The sequence below is a fragment of the Streptomyces viridosporus genome (assembly GCF_002078235.1).
GTDB classification, from domain to species: domain Bacteria; phylum Actinomycetota; class Actinomycetes; order Streptomycetales; family Streptomycetaceae; genus Streptomyces; species Streptomyces viridosporus.
This window is the reverse complement of record NZ_MSGP01000191.1, coordinates 1-14,874: the sequence shown is the minus strand read 5'-3', so window position 1 is coordinate 14,874 and position 14,874 is coordinate 1. Positions and strand designations below refer to the sequence as shown.

Sequence of the window (14,874 nt, the reverse complement as noted above, 5' to 3'; positions counted from 1 at the left end):
CCGGCCGCCGGGGGCGGCCGGTGGTCGGCCGGGGGTGCTTTCTGCGAGCGGATCCTCCCATCATGTGAGACGCCGTGCGGGATGCGTGGGCACCCCCTTGACGCGGCGGGAAGCCCGTCCGACACTCCAGAGCAAAGATCCCTAGTGGATTGGTAGGAAATGATGGAGCGTCCGGAACCGCCCGCCGACGGCGTCGTGCGCGCGGGCCGCCCGTCCCTCCTCCTGACCTCCCGCCGCCACATCGATCTCCTGCGCGTCTGCAGCGCGGCGAGCCCCCTGCGCTGAACCGGCGGTGCCCACCGGCACCGCATCCCCGCCGTGCACGGACACGCGCCGACGCCACCGCGCGCCCCTCACCCCCGTGCGCCGCCCGCCGCACCTCTGAGAACCAGAAGCCGGACCCGGACCCAGGGAGACACATGCCCGCCGCACCTCCGACCACCGTGCCGCACCTCCCCTCCCCACCGCCGTTCCGGGGCAGGATCGGCTGCGACGCGCACAGCGGCCACTACCCGGTACCGCGCCGCTACCGCCTCCACCTCTCGCCGTCCTGCCCGGACTGTCTGCGGATCGCCGTCACCCACAGCCTGCTCGGTCTGGAGGAAACCCTCCCGGTGCTGCGGCTGCCCGCGGTCCCCGACGGGCCCGACGGCGGACACCGCGCCCTGCGCCCGTTGTACGAGGCCAGTGCGCACCGGTATCCCGGACCGGCCGCCGCACCGGTGCTGAGCGACACCTGGACGGGGCGGATCGTCAGCACGCACACCCCGGACATCCTGAGCGACCTGGCCCGGCGCTTCGGCGGTGACGGGCCCGGCCGGCCCGCGCTGCACCCGCGGGACAGGGCGGCGGAGATCGAGGCCGTCGAACGCCTCTGCGCGTACCGCATCGGTGAGGCCGCGCAGTACGCCGGGCGGGCCGACGCCGACGCCGAGGCACGCCGCACCGCCCTCGGTTCCCTGCTCCGCGTCCTGGACTCGCTGGAGCGGCGGCTCGCGCACCAGGACTTCGTCCTGGGGGACGAAATGACCGCCGCCGACGTGCGGATGTGGGTGACCCTCGTACAGCTCGACACCGTGCACCGGCTGCACCTGGACGCCGCCGCGGTCCACCGCATCGCCGACCACCCGCACCTGTGGGCCTACGCCCGGCGCCTGGCCGCGCATCCCGCCTTCGGCACCCACCTCGACCTGGACGGCATCGCCCGCAGGCACCACGCCCACTGCCAGGGGCTGGAGGCCGCGGGCGCGGCGGTGCAGATCATGGACTGGGCGGCGCACATCGCGGGCGGGACCGCCGCCCGGTTCCACCGGGAGCGTCCGGACGGCTTCACGGAGCCGCAACACGCCCTCCACCTTCGTCCGTCCGGCTCCGCCTAGCCTGCGACGACGGGGGTCTGCCGGACCGGAGCGCGGCAGGCCCCTTCCGACTCGTCCCGATCCCGTCCGGCTCCACCGTCGCCGAGGTGCTGCGCAACACCATCGACAGGCCCCCTGCCGCCGTCGTCGCCGTCGCCGTCGTCGTCGCCGAGGACGACACGACCGCCCGGGAACCGGCCGCCGGCTACGGCCTGCGGGTGCGCGGCATCCGCGAGGAACGGCGGCGCCGACGAGTCGGCATCTCCCGACCGCGCCGCGGGACGACGTCCGAACGATCAGGGGGTGACATGGCAGGAGCGCCGGAACTGCACGGTCTGGCCGTCGGCCTGATCATCGCGGTGGTGACCGCGCCCGTGGGGGTCTCGGGCGCGGTGTTCCTGCTGCCCGTGCAACTGAGCGTGTTCGGCGTGCCCAGTCCGGCGGTCACCCCCACCAACCTGTTGTTCAACGTGGTGGCCGGGCCCGGCGCTCTGCTGCGCTACCGCCGTGCGGGCCTGCTGAACAGCCCGCTGGCCCGCCGTCTGGTGATCGGCACTCTGCCCGGCGTGGTCATCGGCGCGGTGGTGCGGGTCTTCGCCGTCCCCGGGCCCGCCGTCTTCCGTCTTCTGGTCGCCGGACTGCTGATGCCGCTGGGCCTGTGGCTGATCGTCCGTACCTTCCGGCCCGCCCGCCCGGCCGCCCCGGCGGCGGAACCCTCCCGCCGTACCGTCACCGGCCTGGCCCTGGTCGTCGGGATCATCGGCGGGATCTACGGCATCGGCGGCGGCTCCCTCCTCGGCCCCGTCCTGGTCGGCCGGGGCATGCCGGTGAGCCGGGTCGCCCCCGCCGCCCTCGCCGCCACCTTCGCCACGTCCGTGGCCGGGGCCGCGGTCTTCGCCCTGCTGTCCCTGACCGGTTCCGGTGACGTCGCCCCCGACTGGCCCCTCGGACTGGCCTGTGGTGTGGGCGGGCTGATCGGCGGTTACCTCGGGGCGCGCCTGCAGCCCCGTCTGCCCGAGACCGCCCTGCGTCTGCTGCTGGGCGCCCTGGCCGCCGTCTTCGGGGCCCTCTACGCGGTTCAGTCCCTGCGCTGACGCAACGGGTACCGAGCGCGCGGACCGCGCCGACGGTCGTCTCGCGGCTGTCGCCCGCTTCCGGGCGGGACGAGCGGTTCGCCGGATGCGAAAAACAGCCGGGAAAGGGAGTATTTCCTGATGTGTCCGGTGAAGTGCGCGCAGGGAGGGGTCCTGTGGTGAGTGCACCGGTCAGTGCCGCCGACACGCCTGCCGATCGGCCCTGTACCGGTCATCCTGCTCCGTCGTGTCCGGGGGTGACCGGTCGCCGGGAGACCGCGGCCGGCGCCGTGCGTGTCCGCGGGGCTCTGCGCCGCCGGGCCGGACCGTCGCCCGCCCGGTGCCCCGTCGACCGCATGGGGCCATCCGGCGTCACCCGCGACAGCGGCCCGGCACGGTGACCGGGTGGCGCGGGTGAAGACCGTCCGGGTCTCCCAGACCCGGGCGAGGAGACGGGACCTGGTGGCCCAGCTCTCCGTCCCGGTGCGTTCCTTCCTGGCCACCGAGGCGGGCAGCGCCGGCCTGCTCCTGGCCGCGGTCGTGGTCGCCCTGGTGTGGGCGAACTCCCCCTGGTCCGATGCGTACACGGCGCTCTGGGCGACCGAGGCGTCGATCTCCATCGGCGGCGCCGATCTGTCGATGGACCTGGGGCACTGGGTCAGCGACGGCCTGATGGCCCTGTTCTTCTTCGTCATCGGCCTGGAGGTCCGCTACCAGGCGTCTGCGGGCGAGCTGACCGGGCGCCGCAGTGTCGTGCTCCCGGCGCTGGCCGGGATCGGCGGGATGCTCGTCCCCGCGCTGCTGTACCTGGCGGTCGTGCCAGGAGAGGAGGCCCGTAGCGGATGGGGTGTGGTGATCGGCACCGACACGGCGTTCATGCTGGGGGCACTCGCCGTGGTCGGCCCCCGGTTCGACACCCAGCTGCGCGTCTTCCTGCTGGCCGTCACCGTCATCGACGACATCGTCGCCGTCACCGTGATCGGCGTGGTCTACTCGGGAACGGTCCGCCCGGTGCCCCTGCTGGCCGCGCTCGTCCTCTGCGCGCTTCTGGCCGGGCTGAGCCGTCTGCGGGTCTGGCGCACGGCCCCGTACGTGCTGATCGCTCTCGCGCTGTGGTTCGCCACCTTCGAATCCGGCCTCCACGCCTCCGTGGCGGGCATGCTCGGCGGTCTCCTCATCCCCGCCCGGGCCCCCACACGCGAGCTGGTGGAAAAGGCCGCCCGGCTCTTCCGCGCCTTCCGCCAGTCACCCCGTCCGGACGTGGGCCGGACGGCCCGCATGGGGCTGCAGCGCGCCGTCTCCGTCAACGAGCGGCTGCAGACGGTCCTCCACCCCTGGACCAGCTATGTCGTCGTCCCCGTGTTCGCCCTGGCCAACGCCGGCATCGACCTGCGCGGCGGCGTCCTGGCCGAAGCCCTGTCCTCCGCGGTCACCTGGGCCGTGGTCATCGGCCTCGTCGTCGGAAAACTCCTGGGCATCGCCCTCGGCACTTTCCTCGGCATCCGCCTGGGTCTTGGAAGGCTTCCCCAGGGAGTGGGGCCGGGCCAGGTGCTGGGCGGCGCCGCCCTGTCCGGGATCGGCTTCACCGTGTCCCTGCTGATCGCCGGACTGGCCTTCGAGGACCCGTCGCTCCGGACCCGGGTGACCGTCGGTGTCCTGCTGACGGCCGTGCTCTCCACGATTTCGGGATGGGTGGTGTTCCACCTCGCCGCGGTGCTGCACGGCGAGACGGAGGCCGACCTGCCGCGTTTCCTGGACCGCCCGGTCGACCCGGCCACGGACCACGTCACCGGCCCGCCGGACGCGCCGCTGACCCTGGTGGAGTACGGCGACTTCGAGTGCCCCTTCTGCGCCCGTACCACCGGCGTCGCCCAGGAACTGCGGCAGCGCTTCGGCGACCGGCTCCGCTACGTCTTCCGGCACCTGCCGCTCCTTGACGTGCACCCCCACTCCGAGCTCGCCGCCCGGGCGGCCGTCGCCGCCGACGCCCAGGGACGCTTCTGGCAGATGCACGACCTGCTCTTCGCCCACCAGGACCAGCTCGAGTTCGAGGACATCGTGGGCTACGCCGCCCAGCTCGGGCTGGACGTCGAGAGGTTCCTCGAGGACCTCGACTCGGAGCGGACGGCGGCCCGGGTGCGGGCCGACGTGGCCAGCGCCGAGGCCAGCGGTGCCCGCGGCACCCCGACGTTCTTCCTCGGCAGCCGGCGGCACACCGGGCCCTACGACGCGCAGACACTCGCCCGGGAACTCGAGACGTCCGCCGCCGACTCGCACCTGCCGTAGTCCCGCCCCGCCTCACCGGACGGCGTGGCATCGTGGCCGTATGGCGACGGGAGCGGATGTGGCCGTGTTCGTCGGGCTGCAGGCGTCCGGGAAGTCCACCTTCTACGGCCAGTGCCTGTCCGGCCGGTACGCGCTGGTCGGCAAGGACCTGTTCCCGCGGGGCGCCCGCAACAGGCAGCGGCGGCAGATGCGGCTGGTGGGGGAGCACCTGGCCGCCGGGCGGTCGGTGGCGGTGGACAACACCAACCCGTCACCGCACGAGTGGGCGCCGCTGGTGGAACTGGCCCATGCCCACGGCGCCACCGCGACGGCGTACTGGTTCCCCCCGGACGTGACCGGCTCACTGCGGCGCAACGCCGCCCGCGAGGGCCGCGACCGCGTCCCGGACGTCGGCGTCCTGGCCACGCTGAAGAAGCTCCGCAGACCCTCGACGGAGGACGGGTTCGACGCGGTGCTCGAGGTGCGGTTCGACGGCCGCGGCGGCTTCGAGGTGCGCTCCGGGACACCGCGTGCACCCGGAGCGCCGGGCACCCCGCGCGCCATGCCGAGGAACGAGCCCGGCGGTGGACGGCCGAGCCGCACCGGCGGCGGCGCCGGCGAAGCCGGCCCCGACCGGCGGGACACGGAGAGGTGAGGCGCCCGCGGCGGCCGGCCCACCGCCGCCCGCCGGGCCGAACGACCGGACGGCTGAACGGCTGAGCGGCCGGACGGCCGAACGGCCGAACGGGCGGCAGCGGTACGGCGGGCGGGCTGGTAATCCGTAGGGAGCGGCCGCTGCGCGCACCACGGGGACCCGTCCGCGGAAGACACGGGCGGGCGCACACGGAGGCTCCGGCGGGAGCCCAGGGACGGAGGCATGCCGATGGCGACCACCGCGGACCGGCACGGAGCCGGTGCGAGACCGGCCAGTCTGCGGTTACCGGGGATCCTGCTGGGGGTGGGGCTCGGCGGCTTCGTGGACGGCATCCTGCTGCACCAGATCCTGCAGTGGCACCACATGCTCACGAGCACCGACCAGGACCGCATCGGTGTGAAGTACTACGACCCCGACACCGTCTCCGGGCTGGAGATGAACACCGTCTGGGACGGCTTCTTCCACACCGTGTGCTGGATCGCGGTCCTGACCGGACTCGCGGTCCTCTACTCCCGGGTCACCCACCACCGGCGCCGGGTGTGGACCTCCCGGGTGCTGTGGGGCTGGATGCTCGCCGGCTGGGGACTGTTCAACCTCGTCGAAGGCGTCCTGGACCACCACATCCTGGTCATCCACCACGTCCACGCCGGCGACGACCAGGTCTGGTGGGACATCGGCTTCCTCGTCCTGGGCGCGCTGCTGCTCCTCGGAGGATGGCTCCTCCAGCGCGGCGGGCGGCCCTTCGACCCCGAAGCCCGGCGGGCACCGGACGCCTGATGGACCCGCACACGCACCCCGCGCACCACGGCGCGGACAGCGGCCTGCCGGAGATCCTGCCGCCCGCGCTCGCCCTGTCGGCCTGCGCCGTGGGCTACCTGTGTCTCGCCCACCGGGCCCGGCGCCGCAACCCCGCCCGGGGATGGAACCCGTGGCGCACGGCCGGCTTCACCCTCGGCCTGCTCCTGCTCGCCGCGGCCCTCCTGCCACCCCTCGCGCCCTTCGCGCACGGCGACTTCCGCGGGCACATGGCGCAGCACATGCTCATCGGCATGTACGCCCCCCTGGCCCTGGTGCTCGGTGCCCCCGTCACCCTCCTGCTGCGCACCCTGCCGGTGGCCTCCGCCCGGCGGCTCACCACGGTCCTGCACAGCCGCCCCGCCCGCCTGCTGTCCCACCCCGCCCCCGCCCTGCTGCTGTCCACGGGCACGCTGGGGCTTCTCTACTTCACCCCGCTCCACCACACCGCCACGGCCCATCCGGCCGGGCACTGGCTGCTGCACGCCCACTTCCTGCTCTCCGGCTGCCTCTTCGCCCACGCCATCGCAGGCCCCGACCCGGCCCCGGCCCGTCCCGGCGTCCCCGCCCGCCTGGTCTGGCTCGGCTGTGCCGTCGCCCTGCACGCCGTCCTCTCACAGCTGATGTACGGCGGGTTCTGGGTCGAGGTGCACGCTCCCGTCCCCGAGGTCCAGGGCGCCGCGGAGATCATGTACTACGGCGGTGACCTGGCCGAACTCCTCCTGGCCGCCGCGCTCGTGGCCACCTGGCGGCCCGGCCGGGGGCCGCACCCCCGCACGAAGCCGGAGACCGTCCCCGCGGCCCGGTGAACGGTCCTCCGTCGCCCGGGCCCGTTGTCAGTGGCGGGCGGCATGATGCGGATCATGACAACTCCTGCAGCAGTGATCGTGGACGCCGCCGCCTACGCGCGGGCGGTCGAGGACGCCGTGGGCGCGGCGGCCGCCTACTACACGGGCGGCACCTCGCCCCTGGACGACGACGCCTACGACCGACTGGTGCGCGGGATCGCCGACTGGGAGGCGGACCACCCCGACCAGGTGCTCCCCGGCTCCCCCACGGGGAAGGTGGCCGGCGGCGCGGTGGAGGGCGACGTGCCGCACACGGTGCCGATGCTCAGCCTCGACAACGTGTTCTCCGCGGAGGAGTTCACCGCCTGGACCGCGGCCCTGGCCCGTCGTACCGGCCGTGACACGACACGCTTCAGCGTGGGCCCGAAGCTGGACGGCCTCGCGATCGCCGCCCGTTACAACGGCGGCCGCCTCACCCGGCTGATCACCCGCGGGGACGGGACGGCCGGGGAGGACGTCTCGCACGCGATCGGCACCGTCGAAGGACTCCCCGAGCGGCTGGCCGAGCCGGTCACCCTGGAGGTGCGCGGTGAAGTCCTCATGACGGCCGCCCAGTTCGAGTACGCCAACGAGGTGCGCACGGGGCACGGCGGGCAGCCGTTCGCCAACCCGCGCAACGCGGCCGCGGGCACCCTGCGGGCGAAGGAGCGCGTCTACACGGTGCCGATGACGTTCTTCGGCTACGGACTGCTGCCGCTGCCCGACACCGACCGTGCCCTCGCCGAGCGGCTGGACGAGCTCGCTCACAGCGAGCTGATGGACCTGGCGGCCGGGCTCGGCGTGCACACCAGTGCCCGGACCGCGGTCCCGGACACCGTCGCCGAGACCCCCGAGCAGGTCCTGGACCGGGTGAAGGAGATCGCCGCGGTCCGCGCCGAGCTGCCGTTCGGCATAGACGGGATCGTCGTCAAGGCCGACCTCGCCGCCGACCGGCGGGCCGCCGGATCCGGCTCCCGCGCGCCCCGGTGGGCGGTCGCCTACAAGCTGCCGGCCGTGGAGAAGATCACCCGGCTGCTGGAGGTGGAGTGGAACGTCGGCCGCACCGGCATCATCGCGCCGCGCGCCGTCCTCGAACCGGTCGTCATCGACGGCTCCACCATCACCTACGCCACCCTGCACAACCCGGCCGACATCACCCGCCGCGACCTGCGCCTCGGCGACCACGTCATGGTGCACCGCGCCGGCGACGTCATCCCCCGCGTCGAGGCCCCCGTCGCCCACCTGCGCACGGGCGAGGAACGGCCCATCGAGTTCCCCGGGCACTGCCCCCGCTGCGGGTCGGACATCGACACCGGCGAGGAACGCTGGCGGTGCGCCCAGGGCCGCAACTGCCACCTGGTCGCTTCCCTCGCCTACGCCGCGGGGCGCGACCAGCTCGACATCGAGGGCCTGGGCACCACCCGTGTCGTCCAGCTCGTCGACGCGGGCCTGGTCGCCGATCTCGCCGACCTGTTCGCCCTCCGGCGCGACCAGCTGCTCGCCCTGGAGCGGATGGGCGAAACCAGCACCGACAACCTGCTCGCCGCGATCGAGAGGGCCAAGGCGCAACCGCTGTCGCGGGTGCTGTGCGCGCTCGGGGTCCGCGGAACCGGCCGTTCCATGTCACGGCGCATCGCCCGGCACTTCGCCACCATGGACCACATCCGCGCCGCCGACACCGACGCGATGCAGCAGGTCGAGGGCATCGGGGCGGAGAAAGCCCCCTCGATCGTCGCGGAACTGGCCGAACTCGCCCCCCTCATCGACAAGCTCGCCGCCGCGGGCGTCACCATGACCGAACCCGGCGCCGTGCCCCCGGCCGCCGAGGCCGCTCCCGACGGCCGGAGCGGGGCCGGGGCGCCGGCGGAGGACGGCCCGCTGGCCGGGATGACGGTGGTGGTCACCGGCGCGATGACCGGGAGCCTGGAGAAGCTCTCCCGCAACGAGATGAACGAACTCGTCGAAAGGGCCGGCGGACGCTCCTCCTCCAGCGTCTCGAGGAGGACCACCCTCGTCGTCGCGGGCGAGGGAGCCGGTGCCAAGCGCGCCAAGGCCGAACAGCTCGGCATCCGCCTCGCCGCCCCGGACGAGTTCGCCGCCCTGGTCGCCGGCCTCCTCGCCTGACGCGGCCGTTCTCCGGGGCCCGCCGCGGGAATCCGGCGGGGATCCGTCGCCGACGGGAGGGACGGCCCCGGCCGACCGGAAGAACGAGCGCGGGGACCGCTGCGGCCGGGCGCGCAGCCTCGGTGAAGAGCCTGTACCGGCGCTCCCGCCGAGCGACTCCTCAAAGCCACGGACCCGACCCGACCTGACCCGCCCCGATCTGCCCCGACCTGACCCGGCCGCCCCGACCCGGCCCGGGGCCGCGGCGCCCTCTGGTTTACGCCTGTCGCCGCTGGCTACGCGGGCGTCATGAAGCAGTCCGCGTATCCACGAGGAACCGCAGGCGGCCGGCACGGCCGCGAACCGTCGGAGGGGCCACGGCATGAGTGACGAGCGATCCGGGCGGAGGACGGAGCCGGTGCCGCGGTCCCGCTCCGGCGCCCTGGGCAGCCGCTCCCCGAGGAGCGGCACGGAACCGCGGAACGCGCAGAGTCCGCTCGGCCTGCGCCTGCTGCTGTCCGGTGTCTTCCTGCCCGTCTTCTGCGTGGCGGCCGTGCTGTTCGGCCTGTGGGCCGCGAACTCCGGGCCCGGTGACAGCCCCGGCCGGGACGTCCTGACCGGGCTCGCCGTCGGGTGCGGCGTACTGGCTCTGATCGCGGCGGTCGACCTGCTGGTCGTGGTCCGCAGGCGGCGACGGGAACGAGGCATCCGCGGGTGACCCCTCCCCTCCCGGGGGGCGGGCTTCCCCTCCCCGGGAGGGCGGACAGGGCGGACGCGCGGGTGAGGCGGCGGACACGACACAGGGCGGGCCGTGCGCCCACCGGCCGTATGAGGACGGTCGGGGGCGCACGGCCCGCCCGAAGCGGCCCGGACAGGCCGGCCCTAGGTGCGGTCGCCCTTCGGCTTGCCGAACTGGTCCGGGGTGCCGTGCGGCGGCGGGCTGAACGGCTGCGGCGAGGTGGCGGGCGACACCGGGGAACCGGTCCGGCTCGCGCCCTGCTCGGGACGCAGCGCGTCCGGATCGCCGGACGTCGGCTCGGCCCCCGCGCGCAGCTGCTCCAGCCGGGCCGTCAGCAGTTCGGTCACCGGGAGCCGGTCGGCGTGCGAGCGCTCGTAGGACAGGAGTTTCTCGACCTCGTCCGCGGACAGCGAGCGGATCCGGCTCTCCAGACCGCCGATGGGCAGGTGGTCGTAGTCGGGCAGCGGCAGGGCGTTGCGGGCGGGATCTGTCATGGTTCTCACTTCCCTGTGGACGGCGTGGCGGGCACGGTGGCGGCCGGGGCCGCGCGGGCGGTCAGCGGCCGCCCGGGCCGCCGCTGCCGAACCCTCCGCTGCTGCCCTCGTCCCAGCGGGGCCGCTGCTGCGGCGCGCCGGTGCGGGTGCCGGAGTTGCCGTGATCGTTCAGCTCGTGCGGCGTCAGGCGTGCGTCGCTGCGGGGCACCTCGTCGGGTTCCCGGTGCTCCCGGACCTCGCGGACCGGCCCGCCCTCGGGCATCCGGGGCTGCTCCTCGGGGCGGGGCCTGCGGATCCCGCTGCGCGCGACCCGGCGGCTGCCGAGGGCGAACGCGCCGATCAGCAGGGCCACGACCACCACGGCCGCCACCACGAGCCCGGCGCCCAGGACGCCGCGACTCGCGGCGAGATCGGCCGACTGCATCCATGAGGTGTTCGTCATGGCTCGCGGGTACCCCGGGTCCGGTCGGCGAACCAGCTCACCCGGACCGCGCCGCAGGGGGCTCCGGTGCCGCGCGCGTCTTCGGCGGCGGGCCCGGGGAACCGTGCGGAACCCTTGGGGGAAGCGGGTTTGAGCGCGGGAACCGCGGCTACCCGCGCGGTGTGACGACGACATCCCAGGAGGAGCTGTTCCGGTTCCTGGAGGACCGTTTCGCCTGTGCCCAGGCGTGCACCGAATGCGCGCGGGCCTGTGCGACGCGGGCGAGTCTCGTGGACCCGGACGGCACCGAGAACCAGGAACTCGTACGACGTAAGGGCATCATGTGCGCGGAGGTGTGCGACGCGACCTGCCGTGTGCTGTCCGAGCAGAACCAGGTGGACGAGGAGACCATCCGGGTCCAGGTCGAGTGGTGCCGGCAGGTGTGCCTGGAGAGCGCGCACGTGTTCGACGGGCACCCCGGGGCGGAACGCACGGCGGAGGCCTGCCGGGCCTGCGCCCGGGCCTGCACGACGTTCCTCGCCACCCTGAACTGAGGGATCCGGGCCGCACCGGGCCGCGCACCCGACCGAGTACGCCCGTCGGGCCGGGGCCCGGTGCGGCATCGGGGTGCGCACCGCCCGGCGCGGTACAAAATCGGGCGAGATGTCGCCATACTGGACGAGCCAGGGGAGGGCGCGCAGGACGGCGACGGGGGCGGGCGCAGGAGATGGGGGACACCAGCAGGCTCATCCAGGGCCGGTACCGGCTGCTCGACGAGATCGGGCGCGGCGGCATGGGCGAGGTGTGGCGGGCGCGGGACGAGTCACTGGGGCGGCAGGTCGCCGTGAAGTGCCTCAAGCCGCTCGGCCCGCACCACGACCGGTCGTCCGGCCGCGTGCTGCGCGAACGGTTCCGCCGCGAGGCCCGGGTGGCCGCGGCACTGCAGCACCGCGGGATCACCGTCGTGCACGACTTCGGGGAATCCGAGGGCGTGCTCTACCTGGTGATGGAACTGCTCCAGGGGCGCAACCTCAGCCAGCTCCTGGAGGACAACCGGCAGCACCCGCTGCCGGTCGACGAGGTCGTGGACATCGCCGAGCAGGTCGCCGCCGCCCTCGCCTACACCCACGACCAGGGTGTCGTGCACCGGGACCTGAAGCCCGCCAACATCGTGCGGCTGGACGACGGCACCGTGAAGATCTGCGACTTCGGCATCGCCCGCCTCGGCCACGACATCGGCTTCACCTCCCGGCTGACCGGCACCGGCATCGCGATGGGCACCCCGCACTACATGTCGCCGGAGCAGATCAGCGGCTCGGAGGTCGACCGGCGCAGCGACCTGTACTCCTTCGGATGCGTGCTGTACGAGATCGCCACCGGGGTACCGCCGTTCGACCTCGACGACGCCTGGGCGGTCCTCGTCGGCCACCGCGACACCCCGCCCCGGCCGCCGCGCGGCCACCGCTCGGAACTGCCCGAGCGGCTGGAGCGCGTCATCCTGGACCTGCTGTCCAAGGAGCCCGACGGACGCCCGGACAACGCCCGCGAACTGGCTCGACGCCTCGAGGAGTTACGGGCCGTGCCGCCGCCCGTCCCGGCCGCGGTGGCGGCCCGGCGGGAGGCCGCGGAGGCACGGAGCGCGAACGGATCCGCGTCCGCGGTCCGGCCCGCGCCCGCGGTCCGGGCGGCCCGGCTGCCGTCCTGGACCCGCGGTATGACCACCGGGCACAAGGCGGCCGGCGACGGACTGCGCACCACGCCCCCGGACCCCGCGGCCGGCCTCTCCGGCGAGTGGATCGCCCGCCCCGCGAGCGGCCGTGCCGGGGCCCCCGTGCCGGACGAGCGGCCCGCCCCGTCACCGGAGGCGCCGGCCGCCCTGGCCGAACGGCACGATGCGGGCCTGAGCCTGGGCCGCCTGGGCCGCTGGGCGGAGGCGGGCGAGGTGCACCGCGCGGTCGCCGCCGAGCGCGAGCGCCTGCTCGGACCGGACCACCCCGACACGCTCGCCAGCCGCTACGAGGTCGCCCTCGGCCTCAGCCGCACCGGCCGTGCCGCCGAGGCGCTGCGCGTGTACAAGCGGGTGGCCGAGGCCCGCATCCGCACACTGGGCGCCGACCACCCCGACACCCTCGCCACCCGCCAGGAGATGGCCTACGTCCTCGCCCGGTCGGGCCGTCCCTTCGACGCCCACCGGGTCTATCTGTCGGTGCTCGCCGCCCGCGAGCGCACCATGGGGCCCGACCACCCCGACACCCTGCGCTGCCGGCACGACCTCGCCCTCAACCTCAGTCGGCTCGGGCGGCTGGAGGACTCGTACGGCATGGCGTACGAGGTGGCCGCCGCCCGCGCCCGGGTGCTCGGGCCCGAGCACCCGGACACCCTCGTCACCCGTTACGACCTCGCCCACACCCTGGGACGGCTGGGCCGCTGGGAGGAGTCCCTGGAGGCCTACCGCGAGGTGGCCGCCGCCCGCGCGCGGGCCCTCGGTCCCGATCACGCCGACACCCTCGCCGCCCGCCACGGGACCGGTGTCGCCCTGGGCCGGCTCGGCCGCGCACCCCAGGCCCTCGAGCTCTACCGGGACCTGGTCGAGGACCGCACCCGCCTCCAGGGGACCGACCACCCCGAGACCCTGCGCGCCCGGCACGGCCTCGGCGTCAACCTGGGCCGGCTGGGCCGCTGGGAGGAGGCCCTCACCGAGTCCCGCGACGTGTGCGCCCTGCGCGAGCGCGTCCTCGGCGCCGACCATCCGGACACCCTGGTCAGCCGTCGCGAGGTCGCCGTCGGCCTGGGCTGGCTGGGCCGCTGGACGGACGCGCTGACCGAGTACCGGCGGGTCGCCGAGACCCGCGAACGCCTCCTCGGCGCGGACCACCCCGACACCCTCGCCGCCCGCGACGACGAGGCCCACTGCCTGGAACGGCTGGGCCGCGGCGCCGAGGCCGCCGGACTGCACCGCCGGGTGGCGGCCCTGCGCCGGCGGCGGGCGGCCGGGAGGGCGTGAACGCCCCGGCGAGGCCCGTCCCCTGGCCGGTGCGGATCACCGCGTGCTACCAAGGACCATGACCGCACCCGAGCCGTCCCGGACGTACGACGCCGTCATCGTCGGCGGAGGCCACAACGGCCTCGTCGCCGCCGCCTACCTCGCCCGGGCCGGGCGCTCCGTGCTGGTGCTGGAGCGGCTGGACCACACCGGCGGAGCAGCGGTGTCCACCCGGCCCTTCCCCGGCGTCGACGCCCGGCTGTCCCGCTACTCGTACCTGGTGAGCCTGCTGCCCCGGAAGATCGTCCGCGATCTCGGGCTCGACTTCCGGCTGCGCACCCGGACGATCTCCTCCTACACCCCCGCCGAACGCGACGGACGGCCCACCGGTCTGCTCGTCGGCGGCGGCGAGCGGCGCACCCGCGAGGCGTTCGCCCGGCTCACCGGCTCCGACCGCGAGTACCTGGCCTGGCAGCGCTTCTACGACATGACCGGCCGCGTCGCCCGGCGCGTCTTCCCGACCCTCACCGAGCCGCTCCCCACCCGAGAGGAGCTGCGCCGCACCGTCGGCGACGAGGAGGCCTGGCGGGCCCTGTTCGAGGAACCGATCGGCGTCGCCGTCGAGGAGCACTTCACCGACGACCTGGTGCGCGGCGTCGTCCTCACCGACGCCCTCATCGGCACCTTTGCCGACGCCCACGACCCCTCGCTCAAGCAGAACCGCTGCTTCCTCTACCACGTCATCGGCGGCGGCACCGGCGCCTGGGACGTGCCGGTCGGCGGCATGGGCGCCCTCACCGACGCGCTGGCCGACGCCGCGCGCGCCGCCGGCGCGGTCATCGCCACCGGCCACGAGGCGGTCCGCATCGCGACGGACGGCCGCACGGCCGAGGTCACCCACCGCACGGCCGACGGCGAGGGCGTCGCCGCCACGCGGCACGTCCTGGTCAACGCCTCCCCGCAGGAACTGGCGGCCCTCACCGGCGACACGCCCCCGCCACCCGCCGAGGGCGCCCAGCTCAAGGTGAACATGCTGCTCGAGCGGCTGCCCGGGCTGCGCGACACCTCCGTGGACCCGCGCGAGGCGTTCGCCGGGACCTTCCACATCGCGGAGGGGTACGGGCAACTGGGCGCCGCGTACGCCCAGTTGCCCGTACCCCT

General features: G+C 74.8%; 14 protein-coding genes. 12 read left to right on the top strand and 2 right to left on the bottom strand.

Annotated elements, in window-relative coordinates:
* The first annotated feature begins 159 nt into the window (after positions 1 to 159).
* The 9 genes from B7L92_RS42330 (at position 160) to B7L92_RS14235 (ending at position 9,794) form a co-directional block, all read left to right on the top strand.
* Positions 160 to 285 (top strand): hypothetical protein, encoded by a 126-nt coding sequence (locus tag B7L92_RS42330; protein WP_016827495.1) that lies wholly within the window; start codon positions 160 to 162, stop codon positions 283 to 285.
* Positions 286 to 419: 134 nt separating this feature from the next.
* Positions 420 to 1,379, top strand: coding sequence for a glutathione S-transferase C-terminal domain-containing protein (locus tag B7L92_RS14270; protein WP_081237805.1), 960 nt, complete (start codon positions 420 to 422; stop codon positions 1,377 to 1,379).
* A 287-nt stretch (positions 1,380 to 1,666) separates the two neighbouring features.
* Positions 1,667 to 2,452 carry a sulfite exporter TauE/SafE family protein gene (locus B7L92_RS14265; protein WP_081237811.1) on the top strand — a complete coding sequence of 262 codons (786 nt, stop codon included), beginning with the start codon at positions 1,667 to 1,669 and terminating at the stop codon, positions 2,450 to 2,452.
* A gap of 441 nt (positions 2,453 to 2,893) precedes the next feature.
* The gene (nhaA, locus tag B7L92_RS14260; protein WP_081237809.1) at positions 2,894 to 4,717 is read left to right on the top strand and encodes a Na+/H+ antiporter NhaA; all 1,824 of its coding nucleotides are present in this window, start codon (positions 2,894 to 2,896) and stop codon (positions 4,715 to 4,717) included.
* Positions 4,718 to 4,757: 40 nt separating this feature from the next.
* Positions 4,758 to 5,351: an AAA family ATPase gene (locus tag B7L92_RS14255; RefSeq protein WP_255310949.1), complete on the top strand. Its 594-nt coding sequence runs from the start codon at positions 4,758 to 4,760 to the stop codon at positions 5,349 to 5,351.
* A gap of 228 nt (positions 5,352 to 5,579) precedes the next feature.
* Positions 5,580 to 6,128, top strand: a complete 549-nt coding sequence (locus B7L92_RS14250) for a DUF2243 domain-containing protein (protein WP_081237801.1) — start codon at positions 5,580 to 5,582, stop codon at positions 6,126 to 6,128.
* Positions 6,128 to 6,955 carry a cytochrome c oxidase assembly protein gene (locus B7L92_RS14245; protein WP_081237800.1) on the top strand — a complete coding sequence of 276 codons (828 nt, stop codon included), beginning with the start codon at positions 6,128 to 6,130 and terminating at the stop codon, positions 6,953 to 6,955. The genes B7L92_RS14250 and B7L92_RS14245 overlap by 1 nt, the downstream gene beginning before the upstream one ends.
* A 54-nt stretch (positions 6,956 to 7,009) precedes the next feature.
* Complete coding sequence (gene ligA / locus B7L92_RS14240; RefSeq protein ID WP_255310948.1) at positions 7,010 to 9,097, top strand: NAD-dependent DNA ligase LigA; 2,088 nt, start codon at positions 7,010 to 7,012, stop codon at positions 9,095 to 9,097.
* Positions 9,098 to 9,458: 361 nt separating this feature from the next.
* Positions 9,459 to 9,794, top strand: coding sequence for a DUF6343 family protein (locus tag B7L92_RS14235; RefSeq protein WP_081237798.1), 336 nt, complete (start codon positions 9,459 to 9,461; stop codon positions 9,792 to 9,794).
* 164 nt (positions 9,795 to 9,958) lie between these two features.
* On the opposite strand, the gene B7L92_RS14230 is transcribed toward B7L92_RS14235, so the two are convergent.
* Together B7L92_RS14230 and B7L92_RS14225 are read right to left on the bottom strand one after the other, a co-directional pair.
* Positions 9,959 to 10,309, bottom strand: coding sequence for a DUF8129 domain-containing protein (locus tag B7L92_RS14230; protein WP_081237796.1), 351 nt, complete (start codon positions 10,307 to 10,309; stop codon positions 9,959 to 9,961).
* 61 nt (positions 10,310 to 10,370) lie between these two features.
* Entirely contained in the window at positions 10,371 to 10,751 is a 381-nt protein-coding gene (locus B7L92_RS14225) for a DUF6479 family protein (protein ID WP_081237794.1), read from the bottom strand.
* A 161-nt stretch (positions 10,752 to 10,912) separates the two neighbouring features.
* Here B7L92_RS14225 and B7L92_RS14220 point away from each other — a divergent pair, with 161 nt between their 5' ends.
* The 3 genes from B7L92_RS14220 to B7L92_RS14210 form a co-directional block, all read left to right on the top strand.
* Positions 10,913 to 11,284 carry a four-helix bundle copper-binding protein gene (locus B7L92_RS14220; protein ID WP_004991785.1) on the top strand — a complete coding sequence of 124 codons (372 nt, stop codon included), beginning with the start codon at positions 10,913 to 10,915 and terminating at the stop codon, positions 11,282 to 11,284.
* A 173-nt stretch (positions 11,285 to 11,457) separates the two neighbouring features.
* A complete protein-coding gene (locus B7L92_RS14215) occupies positions 11,458 to 13,734 on the top strand; it encodes a serine/threonine-protein kinase (protein ID WP_081237792.1) in 2,277 nt (758 codons plus the stop codon).
* A gap of 58 nt (positions 13,735 to 13,792) precedes the next feature.
* The coding region (locus B7L92_RS14210) for a phytoene desaturase family protein (RefSeq protein WP_107501483.1) at positions 13,793 to 14,874 on the top strand (1,082 nt) is incomplete at its 3' end.

Excerpts from the sequence above, each read along its gene's own strand:
- B7L92_RS14215 (WP_081237792.1), top strand. The coding sequence starts at position 11,458 with ATGGGGGACACCAGCAGGCTCATCCAGGGCCGGTACCGGCTGCTCGAC.
- B7L92_RS14225 (WP_081237794.1), bottom strand. The coding sequence starts at position 10,751 with ATGACGAACACCTCATGGATGCAGTCGGCCGATCTCGCCGCGAGTCGC.
- B7L92_RS14265 (WP_081237811.1), top strand. The coding sequence starts at position 1,667 with ATGGCAGGAGCGCCGGAACTGCACGGTCTGGCCGTCGGCCTGATCATC.
- B7L92_RS14255 (WP_255310949.1), top strand. The coding sequence starts at position 4,758 with ATGGCGACGGGAGCGGATGTGGCCGTGTTCGTCGGGCTGCAGGCGTCC.
- B7L92_RS14235 (WP_081237798.1), top strand. The coding sequence starts at position 9,459 with ATGAGTGACGAGCGATCCGGGCGGAGGACGGAGCCGGTGCCGCGGTCC.
- ligA (WP_255310948.1), top strand. The coding sequence starts at position 7,010 with ATGACAACTCCTGCAGCAGTGATCGTGGACGCCGCCGCCTACGCGCGG.
- B7L92_RS14250 (WP_081237801.1), top strand. The coding sequence starts at position 5,580 with ATGGCGACCACCGCGGACCGGCACGGAGCCGGTGCGAGACCGGCCAGT.
- B7L92_RS14230 (WP_081237796.1), bottom strand. The coding sequence starts at position 10,309 with ATGACAGATCCCGCCCGCAACGCCCTGCCGCTGCCCGACTACGACCAC.
- B7L92_RS42330 (WP_016827495.1), top strand. The coding sequence starts at position 160 with ATGATGGAGCGTCCGGAACCGCCCGCCGACGGCGTCGTGCGCGCGGGC.
- B7L92_RS14270 (WP_081237805.1), top strand. The coding sequence starts at position 420 with ATGCCCGCCGCACCTCCGACCACCGTGCCGCACCTCCCCTCCCCACCG.
- B7L92_RS14245 (WP_081237800.1), top strand. The coding sequence starts at position 6,128 with ATGGACCCGCACACGCACCCCGCGCACCACGGCGCGGACAGCGGCCTG.